Source organism: Pseudomonas sp. HY7a-MNA-CIBAN-0227 (genome assembly GCF_040310325.1).
Classification (GTDB): domain Bacteria; phylum Pseudomonadota; class Gammaproteobacteria; order Pseudomonadales; family Pseudomonadaceae; genus Aquipseudomonas.
The window spans coordinates 14,202-34,333 of the sequence record NZ_JBEOPT010000009.1 but is presented as its reverse complement, the minus strand read 5'-3'; the positions used below and the strand labels follow the sequence as shown (position 1 = coordinate 34,333).

Here is a 20,132-nt window from a genome sequence, read left to right as displayed (position 1 = left end):
TATGACTGAACAGCGCCCTATTGCGGTCCTGGGAGGCGGAAGTTTTGGTACCGCCGTGGCTAATCTGCTGGCTGAAAACGGTCATCAGGTACGTCAGTGGATGCGTGATCCCGAGCAGGCCGAGGCCATTCGAGTTAACCGGGAAAACCCTCGTTACCTCAAAGGCATCAAGATTCATCCCGCTGTCACGCCGGTCACCGACCTGCTGGCGACTCTGGACGCGTGCGACTTATGCTTCATCGCCCTGCCGTCCAGCGCCTTGCGTTCGGTGCTGGCGCCCCACGCCGAGCGCCTGGCCGGCAAGCTGCTGGTCAGCCTGACCAAAGGCATTGAGGCCCACACCTTCAAGCTGATGAGCGAAATCCTCGAAGAGATCGCCCCTCAAGCGCGTATCGGTGTGCTGTCCGGGCCGAATCTGGCGCGGGAAGTAGCCGAGCACGCGCTGACCGCAACGGTGGTCGCCAGCGAGGACGAGGAACTGTGTGAGCGGGTCCAGAAAGTGCTGCATGGCCGCACCTTTCGCGTCTACGCCAGTGCCGATCGTTTTGGCGTGGAGTTGGGCGGGGCGCTGAAAAACGTCTACGCGATTATTGCCGGTATGGCCGTGGCGCTGGGCATGGGGGAAAACACCAAGAGCATGCTGATTACCCGTGCTCTGGCGGAAATGACCCGTTTTGCGGTCAATCAGGGTGCCAACCCGATGACATTCCTGGGGTTGGCCGGCGTGGGTGACCTGATCGTCACCTGCTCGTCGCCGAAAAGCCGCAACTATCAGGTCGGCTTCGCCCTGGGCCAGGGTTTGAGCCTGGAAGACGCGGTAACGCGCCTGGGTGAAGTGGCCGAAGGGGTCAACACCCTGAAAGTGCTGAAAGCCAAGGCCCAGGAAGTTGGTGTCTATATGCCGTTGGTCGCCGGTTTGCATGCGATTCTGTTCGAAGGGCGCACCTTGAACCAGGTCATCGAGCTGCTGATGCGCGCCGAGCCGAAAACCGATGTCGATTTTATTTCCACCAGTGGTTTCAACTGAGGAACGCGCGATGAACGATCCGAAAACAGCACCCAAATATGAATCCATTGTCCTGCGCATCCTGTGGATGCTGGTGTTTGCCCTGGTGTGGCAAGTAGCGCAGTTCCTCCTGGGCGCGCTGGTGGTGGTGCAACTGATCTACCGCCTGGTCTATGGCGCCCCGAACCTGAGCCTGATGAACGTTGGCGACAGCCTCAGCCAGTTTCTGGCGCAGATCGGCCGTTTCGGCAGCTTCCACAGCGAGCAGAAGCCTTGGCCGTTCGCCGATTGGCCAACCCCCCGTGCTCCGGAAGGCGAAGCTGCCCACAGCGTGCCGCCGGCACCGCATCCAGTGCGTGATGAGGAACCGAAGCTATGAAAGTGTGGGTATTGCGTCACGGTGAAGCCGAGAGTCATGCCCGCAGTGATGCCGAGCGCAACCTGACCGCCCATGGCCGCGAAGAAGTATTGCGCAGTGCGGCCCATCTGATCGGCCAACCGATCAAAGCCATCATTGCCAGCCCTTATGTACGGGCGCAGCAGACGGCGCAATTGGTGCGTGAGGCGTTGGGATTTGAGCCGGGAGTACGCACGGAGCCCTGGTTGACCCCCGATTGCAGTCCGCTTCAGGTGCTGGATAAGCTCGACACCGATGACAATGTGCTGTTGGTCAGTCACCAGCCGTTGGTGGGGAGTTTGATCAGCTTCTTGCAACATGGGCACCTGCGCCAGCCGCATCCCATGAGCACCGCGAGCCTGGCGGAGCTGGAAGGGGATTTCCCGTTGGCGGGGTTGATGAGCCTCAATAGCGTCAAGAATCCCTGACCCATCGCGCTCCATTTGTGTGTGATATATAGTCAACCAAGCAAGTGCTTGGTTGGCTATCGTCGGAACACACAGGAGCGCGTCCCATGTCTGTCGCTTTTCGTTTGCCGCTGCAGGTCTTCTTCGAACGTGAAGCGCGCCATCCGCGCCAACGGTTTCTGGTCCAGCCCATCGGCGGCGGTCAAGTGCAGACCCTCACCTGGGGCGAGGTCGGCCATCAGGCCCGCTGCGCCGCGCACTGGTTGCGTTCGCGTGAACTGCCCCAGGGTTCGCATATTGCCCTGATCTCGAAAAACTGCGCCCACTGGATCATCGCCGACCTGGCGATCTGGATGGCCGGGCATGTTTCGGTGCCGCTGTATCCCAACCTCACTGCTGATTCCGTCGCCCATGTCCTGGAGCATTCCGAGGCGGCCCTGGCGTTTATCGGCAAACTGGACGACTGGCCGGCCATGGCCTGCGGCTTCAAGGCTGGCTTGCCCACCATCAGTCTGCCGTTGTGCCCCGAGGGTGACTTTGATTACACCTGGGCCGACCTGCAGGGCTGTTCACCGATCCAGGACGACCCGGCGCCTGCGGCGTCTGATTTGGCCACCATTATCTACACCTCCGGCACCACTGGGCTGCCCAAGGGCGTGATGCACAGTTTTGCCGCGCTGGGATTTGCCGCCGTGCGCGGTACCCAATTGTTCGGCCTGGGGGAGGGCGATCGCCTGCTGTCCTACTTGCCGCTGTGCCATGTGGCAGAGCGAATGTTTGTCGAGATGGCCTCGATCTACACCGGGCAGACGGTATTTTTCGCCGAAAGCCTCGACACTTTTCTTACGGATCTGCAGCGGGCCCGGCCGACGGCTTTATTCGGTGTGCCACGGATCTGGACCAAATTCCAGATGGGCGTCTACAGCAAAATCCCGGAAAAGCGCCTGGAGCGGTTGTTGAGCCTACCGTTTATCGGCAAGCACGTGGGCCACAAGGTGCTCGTCGGGCTGGGGCTGGACGCGGTGCGTGTCGCGCTTTGCGGGGCAGCACCGGTGCCCGAGGCGTTGCTGCGCTGGTACCGGCGCCTGGGCCTGGATGTACTGGAGGTCTACGGCATGACCGAAGGCTGCGGCTACTCCCATGTCTGTCGTCCCGGCCAACAGAAAATCGGCTGGATTGGCCTGCCGTGTCCGCAGGTTGAGGTGCGCATTGATCCCGCCGGGGAAGTCCAGGTGCGCAGCGGTGCGACCATGCTCGGTTACTTCAAGGACCCGGTCAAAACGGCCGAGACGATTACCGAGGACGGTTTCCTGCGTACTAGCGACAAGGGCGAGCAGGATGGTGAAGGCCGTTTGCGGCTCACCGGGCGCCTCAAGGAAATATTCAAGACCAGCAAGGGCAAATACGTGGCGCCAGCGCCCATTGAAAACCGCCTGGCGGAGCATGGGCGGATCGAGCAGGTGTGCGTCGTGGGTGATGGTATGGCTGCCCCGATGGGTCTGTGTGTGTTATCGGCGGTGGGCGTGCAAGAGGCGGCCGGTGCTGCACGTCATGCCTTGCAAGGCAGCCTGGAGCGCCTGCTGGAGGAGGTCAACCAAGTCCTGGATAAACATGAGCGCTTGCATCGACTGGTGGTGGTGAAAGACAGTTGGGCAGTGGAAAACGGTTTTCTGACCCCCACCCTGAAGATCAAGCGCAATGTGATCGAATCAAAGTACGGGTCACAGTTCCAGGCCTGGAGCGAGCGTTCCGAGGCGGTGCTGTGGCAGGATTGAGCACTCATAAAATCAATAAGGACACGTTAATGAGCCTGTGGCGCACCCTTCCCAATATCGAGCAATTGAATGGCATCCAGAAAAACACCATCGGTGAAGTGCTGGATATTCGCTTCGAAGCGTTTGACGATCAATCCCTGACCGCCAGCATGGTGATCGATCACCGCACCCATCAGCCTTATGGCCTGCTGCACGGCGGTGCCTCGGTGGTGCTGGCGGAAACCGTGGGCTCCATGGCCAGCTACCTGTGCATCGACGCCAGCAAGTTCTATTGCGTGGGCCTGGAAATCAACGCCAACCACCTGCGGGGCCTGCGTTCCGGGCGTGTCACGGCGGTGGCCAAGGCTATCCATATCGGTCGCACTACCCATGTCTGGGACATTCGCCTGACCAGCGATGAAGGCAAGACCAGTTGTGTATCGCGCCTGACGATGGCGGTGGTGCCTTTGGGCGAGAGTCCGCCGGCTCGATAGGCGTAGCATGAGTGTCATCATTCCTGGCAGTTACAGTCATTGCTGTCGGTGCCGCGCATGGTGACAATCAACCTCTGTTTTTAGTGATGGAACCGGTATGTCGCAGCACGTGTTTTTTGCTCACGCCAATGGCTTTCCTTCGGCGACCTACGGCAAGTTGTTTGCCGCCCTGGCCCCGGAGTACGTCGTCGCACATTTGCCGCAGCACGGTCATGACCCCAGGTTTCCGGTGGACGACAACTGGCAGAACCTGGTGGACGAGTTGATCCACCACCTCGAACAGCAACCGGAGCCTGTGTGGGGCGTGGGCCACTCCCTGGGTGGCGTGCTGCACCTGCACGCCGCCATGCGCTGCCCGCAGCTGTATCGCGGGGTGGTGATGCTGGACTCGCCGGTGCTGACCCTGGCCGACCGCTGGGTAATTCGCGCGGCCAAGCGTTTTGGCTTTATCGACCGCTTGACTCCGGCCGGTCGTACCCTGGGTCGGCGCGAAGAGTTCGCCGACCTCGACGCCGCCCGCAGTTACTTTTCCGGCAAGACCCTGTTTCGCGGCTTTGACCCTGAATGCCTGGAAGCCTATCTGCAACATGGTTTGCACCAGGTGGGCGACCGCCTGCGCCTGTGTTTTGACCCCGCTACCGAGATCAGCATCTACCGCGGAGTGCCCCACACCAGTCCCGGGCAGACCCGGCAATTAAAAGTGCCGCTGGCGGTGGTGCGCGGCCGGCAGAGCCGGGTAGTCATGCGCCACCATGCCAGTGGTGTGGCACGTCTGCCCATGGGCGAGATGCTGACCATGCCCGGCGGCCACATGTTTCCCCTTGAGCGCCCCCAGGACACCGCGACCTTGATCAAGAACCTGTTTGCCCGCTGGGAAACCCGCCAACGCGAGCGCAGTTGCGCATGACCACACCCGTCGAAGAGGTTCGCCTCAGCCTGCCGCATATTGAGCTGGCCGCGCATTTGTTCGGGCCTGAAGACGGTCTGCCGGTTATCGCCCTGCATGGCTGGCTGGACAACGCCAACAGCTTCGCCCGCCTGGCCCCCCAACTCAGTGGCTTGCGCATCATTGCCCTGGACATGGCCGGCCACGGTCACTCGGCCCATCGGCCGGCGGGGGCCGGTTATGCCTTGTGGGACTATGTCCACGATGTGCTGCAAGTGGCCGAACAACTGGGCTGGAAACGTTTTGCATTACTTGGCCACTCCCTTGGCGCCATCGTTTCCCTGGTGTTGGCCGGCGCCTTGCCCGAGCGTGTGACGCACCTGGGGTTGATCGACGGCGTGATCCCGCCGACCGCCACCGGCGAGAATGCCGCCGAGCGCCTGGGAATGGCGTTGCAGGCGCAGTTGAACCTGCAAGACAAGCGCAAACCGGTGTACAGCACCCTTGATCGTGCCATCGAAGCGCGGATGAAAGGCGTGGTGGCGGTCAGCCGTGAAGCCGCAGAACTCCTGGCCCAGCGGGGGCTGATGCCGGTGCCGGGTGGTTATACCTGGCGCAGCGACAGCCGCTTGACCCTGGCTTCGCCGATGCGCCTGACGGAAGAACAGGCCATGGCGTTCGTGCGCAGAGTCGCCTGTCCTACACAGTTGGTGGTCGCCGAAGACGGCATGCTGGCGAAACATCCCGAACTGTTTTCCCAGCTTCCGTTCAATGTGGCGCGGTTGCCCGGAGGCCATCATTTGCACTTGAACGACGCATCCGGAGCTGCCCTTGTTGCAGACTGTTTCAATCGGTTCTTCACCATGCCTTGACTTGGCGGGGGCAACTGCCGAGGCTGGGCGGATTGAAAGGGAGTCAACCATGAACGATTTCAACACCGCAGCGACCCCGAATGGCCAGGGCTTGCTGAGCCGATGAGTATGCCGAAAGGATTTATCCGTATTTTGGGTCTGTGCTGTTTCAGCCCGCTGGTGTTCGCTGCCGACTTGCCAGGAAGCCAGGATTTGCCAGCCGTGGCCCGTCAGGCCGATGCACAGATCGTCGATTACCGCCCGGCGCAAGAGAAGGAACGCATCTACCCGATGGGTTCGATCCGCAAGATCAGCGGCCAGTTGCGCTACGAAGGCCAGGCCACTGCTCGCGGCCAGGCCACCGCCATCACTTATGAGTTGCCCGCCGAACACACCTCCAGTGCCGCCTTCACCGCGACGCGCGAAGCGTTGCAGGAGCAGGGCGCGCAGTTGCTGTTTTGGTGCCAGGCACGTGATTGCGGGGAAAGCAGCCTGTGGGCCAATGAGGTCTTCGGCAATGCGAAGCTGGTCGGCGCCGACAGCCAGCAGGAATATCTGCTGCTACGCCTGGCGGCCCCCCAGGACAACTCCCTGGTGGCGCTGTATGGCATCACCCGTGGCAATCGTCGGGCCTATCTGCATGTCGAGCAACTCGACGCCAGTGCGCCATTGGGAGATTTGCTGCCGACCTCGGCAACCTTGTTGCGCGAGCTTAAAAGTACGGGCGAGCTGGACTTTCCCGCTCTGGGGGCCGATCTTGACGCCACGTGGCTGACCTTGATTTCCCGTGGATTGAACCTGGACGCCACCTTGCGGGTCAGTCTGACAGGCCCCAATGCCGAAGCCTGGCGTCAGGGCTTGATCGACAAGGGCGTGCGTGCCGCGCGGATGGAAACCGGGACCGCCGAGGCCAAGGGCCTGCACCTGCAATTGCTGCGCTGACCGTTTCAGGGCGAACGGACCCGCGCCGTTCGCCTAAGCTCTCCTCTTACAGACTTCTTTTCGAGAAACCACATGCTCAACAACGATCGCCTGCTGGTGCAGATCCTGCTCCTGGTGCTGTTTGGTGCCAGCTTCTGGGTGATGGCGCCGTTCTGGTCGGCGCTGTTCTGGGGCGCGGTGCTGGCCTTTGCCAGTTGGCCGTTGATGCGCCTGCTGACCCGCTGGCTGAAGGGCCGAGAATCCCTGGCTGCCGGGGTCCTGACGCTGGGCTGGATGCTGCTGGTCGCTGTGCCTCTGGTTTGGCTGGGATTCAACCTGGCCGACCATGTGCGTGATGCCGTGGTGCTTATCAAGGACATCCAGGTCGACGGCTTGCCCGAAGCGCCAACCTGGCTGGGCTCACTTCCCTTTGTCGGCGAGCGGCTGGTGGGCCTGTGGGACAGCATCGACCAGCAGGGCGCTGCCTTGATGGTGACCCTCAAACCGTACCTGGGGCAGGTCGGCAACTGGCTGCTGGCCCGCAGTGCGCAGATTGGCGGCGGGATACTGGAGCTGACCCTGAGCCTGGTGTTCGTGTTCTTTTTCTACCGCGATGGGCCACGGCTGGCAATGTTCATCCATCGCTTGCTGGAGCGCCTGATCGGCGACCGCGCCGGTTACTACATCGAATTGGTGGCGGGTACGGTGCAGCGGGTGGTCAACGGCGTGATCGGCACCGCTGCGGCTCAGGCGGTGCTGGCACTGATCGGCTTCATGATCGCAGGTGTACCCGGGGCGCTGGTGCTGGGGGTCGTCACCTTCCTGCTCAGCCTGATCCCCATGGGCCCGCCGCTGGTGTGGATTCCGGCCACGGCCTGGCTGGCCTGGAAGGGCGATTACACCTACGCGGTATTCCTCGGTGTTTGGGGCACTTTTATCATCAGCGGCGTCGACAACGTGCTTAAGCCGTACCTGATCAGCCGCGGCGGCAACCTGCCATTGGTGATCGTGCTGCTGGGGGTGTTCGGCGGGTTGATTGCGTTCGGCTTTATCGGTTTGTTTATCGGGCCGACGTTGTTGGCGGTGGCTTATAGCCTATTGACCGATTGGAGTACGACGCAGGCTCAGGCGCGGCGGGAAGACAAGCTTGGTCAGCCTGATGGTGAATGATCAGGCGCGGGGCAACCACATCACCGCCGTCAGCCCACCGCCTGGCGTCTCTTCCAGGCCCAGCTTTCCACCGAGCCGCTCCACCGCTTCCTTGGCGATGGTCATCCCCAGCCCTACGCCGCCGGAGTTGCGGTTGCGCGAGCCTTCCAGGCGATAAAACGGTTCAAACACTGCTTCGCGCTTGTCAGTGGCAATTCCCGGCCCATGGTCGATCACTCTGATCACCAGCGCCTGGGGACTGTCCGTCAGCTCGATGCGGGCAGTGCCGGCATAGCGCAGCGCGTTATCCAGCAGATTATTCAGGCATGAGCGCAGGGCCATCGGCTGCACCTGCAACGGCACGGATTCACCGCTGCATTGAACGTCCGAGCCCTGGTCCTGGGCGTTTTCGCTGAGCGACTGCACCAGCGCCTGGACGTCCAGCCACTGTCGGCTTTCGCCGGTGCGTTGTTCGTGCAGGTAGCTGAGGGTGGCGTCGAGCATGCCGATCATGTCGTTCAGGTCCTGGCGCATCTGGCCCTGCAACTTTGTGTCCTCGACCTGTTCCAGGCGCAGCTTGAGCCGTGATAGCGGGGTGCGCAGGTCGTGGGAGACGGCGCCAAGCATGCGTGCCCGTTGGCTGACCTGCTCGCGGATACGTTTTTGCATCATGTTAAACGTCGACGCCGCTTGTCGGGCTTCCCGAGGGCCGGATTCGCTCAGTGGCGGGCTGTTCAGATCAAGGCTCAAGCGCTCGGCCGCCGCGCTCAAGCGCTGGATCGGCCGGCTGAGCAGCTTGGCGCCGTACCAGGCCGCGATGATCAGAGAGATAAACTGAAAGGTCAGCGGCACCAGCGGGCCGCCGAACCAGGGACGCGTAGGGTGCTTGCGCAGCAGGGTTGGCGTCGTGCCGTCTGCTTGTTCCAGCGTCACCTCGGCTGACTCTGGCGGCGGCGGAGGCTGGCCATAGTGGTGAAACCAGAAGATGGCGAGCACATGGGCCAGTACGATGGCCACCAGCAACACACCGAACAACCGGCCGAACAGGGTGTTGAAGGCGTTGCGCATCAGCCGATATCCCGGGCGTCGAACAGGTAGCCTTCGCCGCGCACGGTCTTGATCAATTGCGGGGCTTTGGGGTCATCGCCCAGTTTTTGCCGCAAGCGCGAGACTAGCAGGTCGATGCTGCGATCAAAGGCTTCGATGGAGCGACCACGGGCCGCATCCAGCAGTTGCTCGCGGCTCAATACCCGGCGCGGGCGTTCGATGAATACCCACAGCAAGCGAAACTCGGCGTTGGACAGCGGCACCACCAGGCCGTCATCGGCCACCAGTTGGCGCAGCACGCTGTTGAGTCGCCAGTTGTCGAAACGGATATTGGCCCGCTGTTCAGTGCGGTCATCGCGTACCCGGCGCAGGATGGTCTGGATGCGCGCCACCAGCTCCCGGGGTTCGAAGGGCTTGGACATGTAATCGTCGGCCCCCAGTTCCAGGCCGATGATGCGGTCGGTGGGTTCACAACGGGCGGTGAGCATTAGGATCGGGATGTCTGACTCGGCCCGCAGCCAGCGGCACAGCGACAAGCCGTCTTCGCCGGGCAGCATCAGGTCGAGTACCACCACGTCGAAGGTTTCGGCTTGCATGGCCTGGCGCATGGCAGTGCCGTCGGTCACGCCGCTGGCGAGAATATTGAAGCGCGCCAGGTAATCGATCAGCAGTTCGCGGATCGGCACATCGTCGTCGACGATCAGCGCGCGGGTGTTCCAGCGTTTTTCATCAGCGGGAACCGCGCCTTTTTGCTCGTTATTCAGCAGAACGGAAGGGGTATGCATGGTGCGATCATCTGCCTGGTTGGCCGCCACGCGCAGAGACGGCGGCTAGGTTGTTGCGTTCAGCATAGGCGCCCAGCCCGATGGCTGGAAGTGCTGGACTTTCGGGTCTTGCGAGGGAGGCTAAGCTGCGGGGGTGTTGCAGGCATGTCATGAATGTATCAGCTTTGAAATATATTCCCGACGACCGATAATATTGCCCATCAATGCGCGCAACCTGAGGATTTACCGATCATCGGATCCCGCAAAGGCGCTACTTGCGCTACAATCCGCGCCGATTTCGACTTGCCTGAGAGCCCATTCCAATGTCCGTCTGCCAGACTCCTATCATCGTCGCCCTGGATTACCCCACCCGTGACGCCGCACTGAAGCTGGCTGACCAGTTGGACCCCAAGCTTTGCCGGGTCAAGGTCGGCAAGGAACTGTTCACCAGTTGCGCCGCGGAAATCGTCGGTACTCTGCGTGACAAAGGTTTTGAGGTGTTCCTGGACCTTAAATTCCACGACATCCCCAACACCACCGCCATGGCGGTCAAGGCCGCCGCCGAAATGGGTGTGTGGATGGTCAATGTGCACTGCTCCGGCGGCCTGCGCATGATGGCCGCCTGCCGTGAAGTGCTGGATCAGCGCAGCGGTCCCAAGCCGCTGTTGATCGGCGTGACCGTACTGACCAGCATGGAGCGTGAAGACCTGGCCGGGATCGGCCTGGATATCGAGCCACAGGAGCAAGTGCTGCGCCTGGCTGCATTGGCACAAAAAGCGGGTCTGGACGGTCTGGTTTGCTCGGCACTGGAAGCCCAGGCGTTGAAAGCCGCCCACCCATCGCTGCAATTGGTCACTCCAGGGATTCGCCCAGCGGGCAGCGCCCAGGACGACCAGCGCCGTATCCTGACCCCACGTCAGGCGCTGGATGCCGGCTCCGATTACCTGGTGATCGGTCGCCCAATCAGCCAGGCGGCCGACCCAGCCAAGGCCCTGGCGGCGGTGGTGGCCGAGATCGCCTGATTCACTCGATCTCAAGGAGGGCTCGGTCAATGTGGGAGCCGGGCTTGCCCGCGATGCAGGCGACCCGGTCTTTCAGTAACACCTAGGCGATGCTATCGCCGCGATGCGGCGATCCGACAAGTCAAGCTCCCACACTGACCATGCCCACAGGGTTGGGGCGGTGTATCAGTTGACCTTCAGCACCAACTTCCCAAAGTTCTCCCCGTTGAACAATTTCATCAACGTTTCAGGGAACGTCTCCAGCCCTTCGACGATATCTTCCTTGCTCTTGAGCTTGCCCTGCGCCATCCAGCCGGCCATCTCCTGCCCAGCGGCGGCAAAGTTCGCCGCATGATCCATCACCACAAAACCTTCCATACGCGCCCGATTGACTAGCAATGACAGGTAGTTGGCTGGCCCTTTCACGGCCTCTTTATTGTTGTACTGGCTGATGGCGCCACAGATCACCACCCGTGCTTTCAACGCCAGGCGGCTCAGTACTGCGTCGAGAATGTCGCCGCCGACGTTGTCGAAGTACACGTCCACACCTTTCGGGCATTCGCGTTTGAGTCCGGCGTGGACGTCTTCGTTTTTGTAGTCGATGGCGGCGTCGAAGCCCAGTTCATCCACCAGGAATTTGCACTTGTCTGCACCGCCGGCAATCCCCACCACGCGGCAACCTTTGATCTTGGCGATTTGCCCGGCAATGCTGCCGACCGCACCGGCCGCACCGGAAATGACCACGGTCTCCCCGGCCTTGGGCGCACCGGTGTCGAGCAGGGCGAAGTAGGCGGTCATGCCGGTCATGCCCAACGCTGACAGATAACGTGGCAGCGGTGCCAGTTTTGGGTCGACCTTGTAGAAACCACGGGGCTCTCCCAGGAAGTAATCCTGTACACCCAAGGCGCCGTTGACGTAGTCCCCGACGGCGAATTTCGGATTGTTCGAGGCGATGACCTTGCCGACGCCCAGTGCCCGCATTACTTCGCCGATGCCTACCGGTGGAATGTAGGATTTGCCTTCGTTCATCCAGCCGCGCATGGCCGGGTCGAGGGACAGGTATTCATTGCGCACCAGAACCTGGCCGTCCACAGGAGTACCCACCGGCACTTCCTGGTAAGTAAAGGTTTCCCGGGTGGCCGCGCCGACCGGACGTTTGGCGAGCAGAAATTGGCGGTTGGTCTGGGCAGTCATGGCAGGGACTCTCAATAAATGAACCTTGATTGATAGACCCTCTCGGCCTGAGGGGCAAGCGGTGCCGAGGGTGCGAATGGCCGTAGATACACTGCGCTGATAGTGATCCATGCTGGCTTATCACTACCACTCATGAGTACATAACCGGCCTTCTGATAGTGCTGACGCGCGGTTGCTGCCACTGACTAGACTGGGCCAACAGGTATTCATCTAAGGACATCACCATGAGCATGATATTTTCCGGCCAGGTCGCCCTTGTGACCGGTGCGGCTGCGGGTATAGGCCGCGCTACGGCCCTGGCTTTTGCCGCAGAAGGCTTGAAAGTGGTGGTCGCCGATCTGGACGCGGCGGGCGGCGAGGGCACGGTCGCGCTGATCCACCAGGCCGGAGGCGAAGCGGTCTTCGTGCGTTGCAACGTCACCCTGGAAGCTGACGTGCAGCAGCTTATGCAGCAGGCTATGGCTACCTATGGTCGGTTGGATTACGCCTTCAACAACGCCGGTATCGAGATTGAAAAAGGCAAGCTGGCCGACGGCAGCCTGGATGAGTTCGATGCCATCATGAACGTCAACGTCAAGGGCGTGTGGTTGTGCATGAAATACCAGTTACCTCTGCTCTTGGCCCAGGGCGGCGGGGCGATCGTCAACACGGCCTCGGTTGCCGGGTTGGGTGCGGCGCCAAAGATGAGTATCTATGCAGCTTCCAAGCACGCGGTGATTGGGCTGACCAAATCGGCAGCGATTGAGTATGCGAAGAAGAAAATTCGCGTCAATGCCGTGTGCCCGGCAGTGATTGACACTGACATGTTTCGCCGCGCCTATGAAGCCGACCCGAGAAAAGCCGAGTTTGCGGCGGCCATGCATCCGGTCGGGCGTATCGGTACGGTCGAGGAAATCGCCAGTGCGGTCCTCTATTTGTGCAGCGACGGTGCTGCGTTCACCACAGGTCAGGCGCTCGCAGTCGACGGTGGTGCGACTGCCATTTAGGAATCAGATGGCGCTTGCTGCTCAGAACGTCATTTAGGGTGCTGTGAGACTTTTCCGTAGATGGCAAGATGCCTCGTCAAGATGTGTTTCGATAGATAAATAATTCAATAAAATCAAAGTGTTAATGAGTCGCTGGATGGGGCGCTCGCAAGCTTCTGTGCTTAACTGTTTTGGGTTGAATGACAAACAGTGAAGTGAGTGGCTCATGGATTTAGGGATCGATCGACAAGCCCTTGTACCAGTAGTGCAGCAAATCGTCAGTGCGGTGGCCGTGTGGATTCGCGAGAGCGCAGTGAGCCCCGGGACACGCTTGCCCTCCATACGGAAGCTGGCTCATGACAACCTGCTCAGCCAATCCAGCGTGGTCGAGGCATTCGAACGAATGGTGGCCGAAGGGTTGCTGGCCTCAAGGCACGGTTCGGGTTTTTCGTCGCCCAGCAACCTGCCGCCGGCAGCCTCAGGGGCGAGAGCCAATGGTATGAGGGGGCGGAGCTGGGTTGGGGGCGCTTTACCGATAACCAACTGGGTGAGCTGAAACTGGGATGCGGCTGGCTGCCCGACACCTGGCGCGAGAGCGATGACATCAGTTATGCGATTCGTGAAGTCGCTCGCACCGACACCGCCGGGGTGTTCAACTACAGCACGCCCCTCGGCTTGCCGGCGTTGCGTGAACAACTGCTCAAGCGTCTGGCTCACATTCAGGTGGTCACCAGCGCCGACCGCATCCTGACCACCCACGGCGCCAGCCATGCCCAGGATCTGTTGATACGCACGCTGCTCAAGGCTGGCGACACCGTGGTGATTGAAAAACCGGGACACGGCAACCTGTATCGCATGCTGGCGTTCCATGGCGTCAAACTGCTGGAGGTCCCCAGGACCCGCAGCGGCCCGGATATCCCGGCACTGGAAGCGTTGTTGCTTGATCATCGTCCCAAGTGCCTGTTCATCACCAGCCTTTATCACAACCCGACCGGTACCAGCCTTTCCCAGGCAGTAGCTGAGCGCTTGCTGCATCTGGCCCATGTTCGGGACTTCTTCATCATTGAGGAGGATGTCTACGGCGATCTGCAACATGCCAGCTGCACCCGGCTCTCGGCGTTGCCTCATGAGGGCCGGGTCATCTATGTCTCAAGTTTTTCCAAGACCCTGAGCAGCGCCCTGCGGGTGGGGTATCTCACCGCCAGCGCGGCGATCATTGTTCAACTGCTCAAGGTCAAAACCCTGACCGGCATCGGCACCTCGCGGTTCGCCGAGGCGGTGGTGGCCAGCCTTCTGGCCAATGGTACCTACCGCAAGTGGCTACAGCGCCTGCGTCGACGATTGGGCACGGGAATGGCGATGACCTTGCAGGTGCTGGAGGATGAGGAGTGGGAGGTCTTTGCCGTGCCGGCGGGAGGGATGTTCCTCTGGGCCAGGCCGGGCACAAGCGACAGGTCCATGCTGGAGGCGCGGGCCCGCAAATTAAGGGTGTTGCTTTCACCAGGGACGTTGTTCAGCCCGACGGGAGAAAACAGCGACTGGCTGCGCATCAATGTGGCCTATGCTTCTGATCAATGTGCCCTGGCGCTGTTCAAGGCCATGGGCCCTGCAGGATCGACCTCCACCATTCTGAAAACGACGGGAATGTAGCTTTTTGCCATTATTCCGGCGCCAACGTCTTGTGCACCGGGGCCTCTCGTTGCGAATCTCGCTGTATGGACAGTGGGCTTGATGGCATTCGCCACTCCAAGAGGATTCAGTGCAATGATTTCGGCCGTGCAACGACGTTTTGCCAACCTCGGTATGGCAAGGAAACTGGGCCTGGGGTTTGCCTTGGTGCTGCTGCTGACGGCCTTGGTGGCTGCCATTGGGGTGTGGTCCCTGCAAACCATCGGGCAGCGGTTCGAAGGCCTTAAGGCCATGTCCTCGCTCAACAGTGGCCTGTTGAAGGTGCGCCTGATCGAGCAGGACTACGCACTGCACGCCGACCCCAAGTCCGTTGACGCCTTGCATGAAAGCGTCGATGCGTTGTTGGCCCAGGCGCAGATTCTCAAGGAGCAGTCTGCCGCCAATGTGCCGGTAATGACTGACGTGGAGCAGGCTCTGGGTGCCTATCGCAAGGCGTTTGACGAGTTTGTCGAACTGACCCAGGCCAAGGACCTGGCGCTGGAAATGGCCAGTTGGTCCGTCTCCAGCGTCTCCAATAACCTCGATGTGCTGCAGGCCGGGCTGGCCGATGATGGCGCTTATGGCCTAAAGGAAAGCCAGGGCAAGGAGGGCGCCGATTTTATCGAGCAGGCGGGTCAAGTCGGCCAGGTCTCGCGCTTGATGTTGCAAGCCATGAACGAAGCGCATGTGCGCCTGGATCAAAGCCGCAAGGGCGATGAGGAGAATGCCGGGCAAGGTAAGATCGAGCAGGCCGACCAGGCCTTGGCCCAGGCCGAGCAACTGAAAACCACGGTCAAGGACCCCGGTTATCAAACGGTGCTCAATGAAGTGGCTGGGCATATCGCCGCCTTCAGCGAAAAACTCGGGGAATACACCGTCCTGCTGACCCAGGAAAAAGTGGTGTACCAGCAACTGCATGAGCGCGCCGACCAGGTGGTATCACGGGTCAACCAGGCCTACGACGCCGAAGATCAATCGATGCAGGGGCAACTAAAGAAAAGCGCGTTGCTGATCATCGGTTCTTCGGCCCTGGCCTTGCTGGTGGGGCTGATTGCCGCGTGGGTGATCACCCGGTTGATCGTCGCGCCGTTGCGCAGCGTGATCGCCGTCGCCCAGCAAATTGCCGCAGGGGATCTCAGCGGTCGCATGGAAGTGAGCCGCCGCGATGAGATCGGCCAGCTCATGCTAGCGATGCAGCAGATGGGCAATGGTTTGAGCAGCATGGTCAGCGGCTTGCAGGCCGGTATCGAGCAATTGGCCAGTTCTGCCCATTCGCTGTCCAGCGTGACCGAGCAGACCAATATCGAAGTCAGCAGCCAGAAAGAAGAAACCGAACAAGTCGCCACGGCGATGAACCAAATGACTGCCACGGTGCACGACGTCGCGCGCAACGCCGAGGAGGCGGCCCAGGCGGCGCAGACAGCCGACGATAAGGTTGACAGTGGTCAGCGAGTGGTGCGCCAGAGTCTGCAGCGCATCGAGCTGCTGGCCAATTCTGCGACGTCCGCAAGTACCAGCATCGAGAGCTTGAGTGCAGAAATCCAGAACATCGGCACTGTGCTGGGTGTGATCAAAAGCGTGGCCGAACAAACTAATTTGCTGGCGCTCAATGCGGCCATCGAAGCTGCACGGGCAGGCGAGCAAGGGCGCGGATTTGCAGTAGTGGCCGATGAGGTTCGGGCGTTGGCCAAGCGGACCCAGCAATCGACCGAAGAAATCGAGCGGCTGGTAAGTACATTACGCAGCGCGGCGCAGTCTTCGGTGCAGCAAATCAAGCAGAGCGGTGAGTTGGTCAAGCTGGCCGTGAGCGACGCCCTCGAAACGGAAAGTGCCCTGGGCAGTATTGCGGCAGCGGTGTCGTTGATTCAGCAGATGAACCAACAGATCGCGGCGGCGGCTGAGGAGCAAAGCTCGGTGGCCGAAGAGATCAATCGCAGCGTCACCAGCATTCGTGCCAGTGCCGATCAATCGGCATTGAGCATGCAGGGCAATGCCGCGTCGAGCATTGAGCTGGCGCACTTGGGGGCAGAACTCAAGGGGATGGTCGGGCACTTCCGCCTTTGATCGCTGCGCGGGCACAGCGATCAGGGAGGGTGTCAGTCGTAAATCGCCTTCTTCTTCCAGTCTGCATCGGCATCCACGACTTTCAAGCCTTCGGTCAACTCATTGACCTCATCTTCGGCGGGCTGGATGTTGGTCAGCACCATAGAGTTGGCGCGGGCCAGTTGCTTTTCCAGGGACTGCAGTTGTTGGCTGTAGATGGCAGGCTCAGGCTGCTTGCGCAGATACTGGACTCCGCGTTCAAACGCCAAGCGCGCCTGACCCGGTTGGGCCTGTTGCAAGGCCTGCTGGCCGAGGTTGTTGAAGAACTCAATGTGCAGCAGCACCAGGATGTGGCGAATTTCCTTGATCCAGTGCTTGGCCTCATTGGTCGGCAAAAAGCCGTCCTGGGCTGCGCGCGTGACTTGGCCGTGCAGAGCTTCCAGCAGGAAGCGCACGTCCTTGGCCTTGGCCTCGGTCTGAATCGGCCCTGGCGGGTTATTCACCGGAATCGATTCGCCCTGAGCCACCAGCGCGTTCAGTTCCGCAATGCGTGCCTTGAGGGCGGCGCTGGATTTACTCAGGTGCAGCAGGCGTTGATTGGCGTTCAGTTCCAGGCGGGTCAGTAACAGCTTGAGCGCCGGGGTCATCAATTGGCCAGGAAAGGTCTCGGTGATTTCGCCACAGCGCCGCAGACGGTCATTGAGCTCGATCTGGGTCCGGGCCTTTTCCAGCTTGTTGTTTTCCACCACGTGGTTCATGTAGCCAATGGCGATCAGTATTACGATCCCGGCTATTACCAGCAGGGTGATCATGAGTGGTGTCACCGGTGTGACCTCTTTATTGGATGTGTGTTGAAGTGTAGTGATTGGTGCATGTGGCGGATAGGAGTGATCGACGAGCTGAGTCAGTCCTTTCCTCTATATAAGTAAGTGGTGCCTGTATGGATGCACATTGCCATCATTTGTTGGTGCGAACTATAGCGTCTTGTCGGGCGCCAGAATATAGGCGCCAAACCCTGGGCGGCAAAAATGCCCGACAGGGCCGGTATAGGGCCGCGAAGTCATTGATTTAAATAAATTTATCCTTGGGGGTTGACGACATCCAAGTCCATCCATACAATGCGCGCCACTTACAGCGTAAAGCACACAGCAAAGCGCAGTTGAGTAGTGAATGTTGTACGCGTGTCCCCTTCGTCTAGTGGCCTAGGACACCGCCCTTTCACGGCGGTAACAGGGGTTCGAGTCCCCTAGGGGACGCCATTGCGGGAATAGCTCAGTTGGTAGAGCACGACCTTGCCAAGGTCGGGGTCGCGAGTTCGAGTCTCGTTTCCCGCTCCATATTTAACAAAAACGCCGCTCAGTAATGAGCGGCGTTTTTGTTTGTGCGTTTTTTATAGGTAAGGGTTCATGGTGCGCCTGGATGTACCGCAGCCCTCCGTCGGTCCTCGGCGCTGTTGCCTGTCGTTGACAGGAAGCGGTTCAGTCAATGCTGTAGCGCACCGACAGCACGCCTTTTTTCTCGGCCAGGGCGAGGATTGTCACCTTGCCCACTTCTCTCAGGGCCTGCACGTGAGTACCGCCGCAGGCGTAAGCCGGCAGGTCGCCGAAGCCGACTTCACGGGTGCCGTCTTCGAGCCCCATATGGCGTGGCAAGTCGGCGGCGATCCACTGATTGGCCTGGTTTTCAATGGTGTCGGCATCCATGGCTTGCGCTGATTCTCCCCGTATAAACGTGATCTTCCCTTCGCCCGGCCAGTGATGGGCCTTGATCGGCATCCAGCCCAAGGTCTCACCGACATTGCCGATCAAATGCCCGGCCGAGTGCAGGTGCGTGTGCAGGCGCGCCGCTCTTCATTGACGCGCGCCTGTAAGGGGCCGAGGGCGACCGGCTGATCGACGTAATGCACGATGCGATCCGCCTCTTGTGCCACCTTCAGCACGGTACTGTTACCCAGCCAACCGGTGTCGAAGGGTTGGCCGCCACCCAGGGGATGGAAGATCGTCGACTGCAGGACCACGGCAAACTGCTCTTCGTGAGGCGTGCACGCCAGCACTTCAACGTCAGCAATCAGGTGGTCATGGGTGAAAAACAGGCGCTGGGTCATTGTCTACATCCGCATCAAGGTTCTGCTCGGTAGTATAGGTAGTGCGTTGATAGGTGATAATCCATTCAGATTTCAATGGATCTGTGCGTCATGAGCATCAATCTTCCTTTGCCGTTGTTGGGTGAAATGGCGACTTTCGTAAAAGTGGTGGAAACCGGCAGCTTCTCCGAGGCGGCCCGGCAGATGGCGGTTTCACCGTCGGCGGTGAGTCGCAGCATCTCGCGTCTGGAAAAGGCCCTGGCTACTCGCCTGCTGCAACGCACCACTCGCAAGCTGCGCCTGAGCGAGGGCGGTGAGGAGGTGTTCAAGCGTTGCCGGGAAATGCTCAACGCGGCGCGCTCGGTGATGCAAATCAGCGGCCAGTACACCCATGAAGCCGAAGGGCTGGTGCGGGTCGGCGTGCCCAAGGCAGTGAGCGGTTTGTGGTGCATCCGCATATGCCGGAGTTTCTACGGCGTTATCCCAAGGTGGATGTACAGTTGATCCTGGAAGATCGGCATGTGGACTTGATCGACGATAACGTCGACCTGAGCATCCGCATCACCGATAGCCCGCCGCCGGGGTTGGTGGGGCGGCAGTTGTTGCCTATCGAGCATCTGCTTTGCGCTACGCCGCAGTACCTGGCGCAACACGGCATACCAAGGCATCCCCATGATTTGCTGGAGCACAGCTGCATCTATCTGGGCGAAACGCCGGGGGATGCACGCTGGAAATTCCGCCAGGGTGGCAAGGCAGTGACGATCGGCGTGCGCGGGCGTTATGCGGCCAATCACACGGGGGTGCGGCTGGATGCGGTGTTGCAGCATGTGGGGATTGGCAGCTTGCCGTATTTCACGGCGCGCCATGTCTTAGACGAGGGGGCGCTGGTGCAGGTATTACCGGACTGGGATTTTATTGCGTCGTACCACGGCGATGCGTGGTTGCTGCATTCACCCACGCGGTATCTACCGCCGAAGTTGCGGGTGTTTATTGATTATCTGGTGGAGTGCATGGCGAGGGAGCCGACGTTACGTTAATTGTGGAGCGAGCGTGCTCGCTCCTACAGTTGATCGCTAATCAGTGCTTGGGCTGGTCATTGGACATGGCCAACAACTGCTTTTCCTGGTTCCAGTCAAACGGTTCGTCATTCTGCTCAGCTTCGAAGCGACGCTCTTCCAGGGCCTGGTACAGGTCCAGTTCGTCGTCCGGCATGAAGTGCAGGCAATCACCGCCGAAGAACCACAGCAGGTCACGCGGTACCAGATGGGCAATTTGCGGGTAGCGCAGGATGACCTGGCTCATCATGTCCTGGCCCAGGTATTGGCTTTCGATCGGGTCGATGGGCAGCAGGGCGCGCAGTTCGTCGAAACGCTCCAGGAACAGCGCGTGGCTTTCCTCGGGAACCTGTTCGGCTTCACCGACGGCAACCAGGATGCTGCGCAGGTGGTCGAGCAAGGCGAGATGATCGGCAACGACGTTGGACACGAGATAAGTCCTCAAGA

At 60.5% G+C, this 20,132-nt stretch carries 17 protein-coding genes, 2 tRNA genes and 4 pseudogenes; 17 read left to right on the top strand and 6 right to left on the bottom strand.

What is annotated here, in order from left to right:
* Position 1 precedes the first annotated feature (1 nt).
* The 9 genes from AAEZ06_RS16275 (at position 2) to AAEZ06_RS16235 (ending at position 7,886) form a co-directional block, all read left to right on the top strand.
* Positions 2-1,027 carry an NAD(P)H-dependent glycerol-3-phosphate dehydrogenase gene (locus tag AAEZ06_RS16275; RefSeq protein WP_149411468.1) on the top strand — a complete coding sequence of 342 codons (1,026 nt, stop codon included), beginning with the start codon at positions 2-4 and terminating at the stop codon, positions 1,025-1,027.
* Positions 1,028-1,037: 10 nt separating this feature from the next.
* Positions 1,038-1,385, top strand: coding sequence for a DUF4389 domain-containing protein (locus tag AAEZ06_RS16270; protein WP_149411469.1), 348 nt, complete (start codon positions 1,038-1,040; stop codon positions 1,383-1,385).
* Positions 1,382-1,831, top strand: coding sequence for a phosphohistidine phosphatase SixA (sixA, locus tag AAEZ06_RS16265; protein ID WP_350615204.1), 450 nt, complete (start codon positions 1,382-1,384; stop codon positions 1,829-1,831). The genes AAEZ06_RS16270 and sixA overlap by 4 nt, the downstream gene beginning before the upstream one ends.
* An 86-nt stretch (positions 1,832-1,917) precedes the next feature.
* Positions 1,918-3,585, top strand: coding sequence for an AMP-binding protein (locus AAEZ06_RS16260; RefSeq protein ID WP_350615202.1), 1,668 nt, complete (start codon positions 1,918-1,920; stop codon positions 3,583-3,585).
* A gap of 29 nt (positions 3,586-3,614) precedes the next feature.
* Positions 3,615-4,058 (top strand): hotdog fold thioesterase, encoded by a 444-nt coding sequence (locus AAEZ06_RS16255; RefSeq protein WP_149411472.1) that lies wholly within the window; start codon positions 3,615-3,617, stop codon positions 4,056-4,058.
* Between the two features lie 97 nt (positions 4,059-4,155).
* Positions 4,156-4,965: an alpha/beta fold hydrolase gene (locus AAEZ06_RS16250; RefSeq protein ID WP_149411473.1), complete on the top strand. Its 810-nt coding sequence runs from the start codon at positions 4,156-4,158 to the stop codon at positions 4,963-4,965.
* Positions 4,962-5,816 (top strand): alpha/beta hydrolase, encoded by an 855-nt coding sequence (locus AAEZ06_RS16245; RefSeq protein WP_149411474.1) that lies wholly within the window; start codon positions 4,962-4,964, stop codon positions 5,814-5,816. Before AAEZ06_RS16250 ends, AAEZ06_RS16245 begins: the two co-directional genes overlap by 4 nt.
* Positions 5,817-5,918: 102 nt before the next feature.
* Positions 5,919-6,737, top strand: coding sequence for a DUF4892 domain-containing protein (locus tag AAEZ06_RS16240; RefSeq protein WP_149411475.1), 819 nt, complete (start codon positions 5,919-5,921; stop codon positions 6,735-6,737).
* Between the two features lie 72 nt (positions 6,738-6,809).
* On the top strand, positions 6,810-7,886 hold the full coding sequence (locus tag AAEZ06_RS16235; protein ID WP_149411476.1) for an AI-2E family transporter: 1,077 nt from the start codon (positions 6,810-6,812) through the stop codon (positions 7,884-7,886).
* Here AAEZ06_RS16235 and AAEZ06_RS16230 read toward each other — a convergent pair whose 3' ends face one another.
* Positions 7,887-8,933 carry a sensor histidine kinase gene (locus AAEZ06_RS16230; RefSeq protein ID WP_149411477.1) on the bottom strand — a complete coding sequence of 349 codons (1,047 nt, stop codon included), beginning with the start codon at positions 8,931-8,933 and terminating at the stop codon, positions 7,887-7,889.
* On the bottom strand, positions 8,933-9,697 hold the full coding sequence (locus AAEZ06_RS16225) for a response regulator (protein WP_149411478.1): 765 nt from the start codon (positions 9,695-9,697) through the stop codon (positions 8,933-8,935). Before AAEZ06_RS16225 ends, AAEZ06_RS16230 begins: the two co-directional genes overlap by 1 nt.
* Positions 9,698-9,999: 302 nt before the next feature.
* Here AAEZ06_RS16225 and pyrF point away from each other — a divergent pair, with 302 nt between their 5' ends.
* On the top strand, positions 10,000-10,698 hold the full coding sequence (pyrF, locus tag AAEZ06_RS16220; RefSeq protein WP_149411479.1) for an orotidine-5'-phosphate decarboxylase: 699 nt from the start codon (positions 10,000-10,002) through the stop codon (positions 10,696-10,698).
* 165 nt (positions 10,699-10,863) lie between these two features.
* Here the strand turns inward: pyrF and AAEZ06_RS16215 are convergent, their stop codons facing one another.
* The gene (locus AAEZ06_RS16215) at positions 10,864-11,871 is read right to left on the bottom strand and encodes an NADP-dependent oxidoreductase (protein WP_133099032.1); all 1,008 of its coding nucleotides are present in this window, start codon (positions 11,869-11,871) and stop codon (positions 10,864-10,866) included.
* 224 nt (positions 11,872-12,095) lie between these two features.
* Here AAEZ06_RS16215 and AAEZ06_RS16210 point away from each other — a divergent pair, with 224 nt between their 5' ends.
* The 4 genes and pseudogenes from AAEZ06_RS16210 to AAEZ06_RS28570 all read left to right on the top strand — a co-directional run bounded on the left by AAEZ06_RS16210 (position 12,096) and on the right by AAEZ06_RS28570 (position 16,568).
* Positions 12,096-12,857 (top strand): SDR family oxidoreductase, encoded by a 762-nt coding sequence (locus tag AAEZ06_RS16210; RefSeq protein ID WP_149411480.1) that lies wholly within the window; start codon positions 12,096-12,098, stop codon positions 12,855-12,857.
* Between the two features lie 205 nt (positions 12,858-13,062).
* Positions 13,063-14,486 (top strand): annotated as a pseudogene (locus AAEZ06_RS16205) (aminotransferase-like domain-containing protein).
* 81 nt (positions 14,487-14,567) lie between these two features.
* Positions 14,568-15,707, top strand: a pseudogene (locus AAEZ06_RS28575) (HAMP domain-containing protein); the annotation flags it as partial.
* Positions 15,687-16,568 carry a methyl-accepting chemotaxis protein gene (locus tag AAEZ06_RS28570; RefSeq protein ID WP_502948037.1) on the top strand — a complete coding sequence of 294 codons (882 nt, stop codon included), beginning with the start codon at positions 15,687-15,689 and terminating at the stop codon, positions 16,566-16,568. The pseudogene AAEZ06_RS28575 and the gene AAEZ06_RS28570, both read left to right, overlap by 21 nt.
* A gap of 32 nt (positions 16,569-16,600) precedes the next feature.
* On the opposite strand, the gene AAEZ06_RS16195 is transcribed toward AAEZ06_RS28570, so the two are convergent.
* Positions 16,601-17,371, bottom strand: a complete 771-nt coding sequence (locus AAEZ06_RS16195; protein ID WP_149411482.1) for a hypothetical protein — start codon at positions 17,369-17,371, stop codon at positions 16,601-16,603.
* A 359-nt stretch (positions 17,372-17,730) separates the two neighbouring features.
* Between AAEZ06_RS16195 and AAEZ06_RS16190 the strand changes: the two genes are divergently transcribed.
* A tRNA-Glu gene (locus AAEZ06_RS16190) sits at positions 17,731-17,806 on the top strand.
* 2 nt (positions 17,807-17,808) lie between these two features.
* A tRNA-Gly gene (locus AAEZ06_RS16185) sits at positions 17,809-17,884 on the top strand.
* 141 nt (positions 17,885-18,025) lie between these two features.
* On the opposite strand, the pseudogene AAEZ06_RS16180 reads toward AAEZ06_RS16185, so the two are convergent.
* A pseudogene (locus AAEZ06_RS16180) lies at positions 18,026-18,651 on the bottom strand (alanyl-tRNA editing protein).
* A gap of 90 nt (positions 18,652-18,741) precedes the next feature.
* Here AAEZ06_RS16180 and AAEZ06_RS16175 point away from each other — a divergent pair.
* A pseudogene (locus tag AAEZ06_RS16175) lies at positions 18,742-19,667 on the top strand (LysR family transcriptional regulator).
* A 40-nt stretch (positions 19,668-19,707) separates the two neighbouring features.
* Here AAEZ06_RS16175 and AAEZ06_RS16170 read toward each other — a convergent pair.
* Positions 19,708-20,115, bottom strand: coding sequence for a PA2817 family protein (locus AAEZ06_RS16170; RefSeq protein WP_149411483.1), 408 nt, complete (start codon positions 20,113-20,115; stop codon positions 19,708-19,710).
* Positions 20,116-20,132 lie beyond the last annotated feature (17 nt).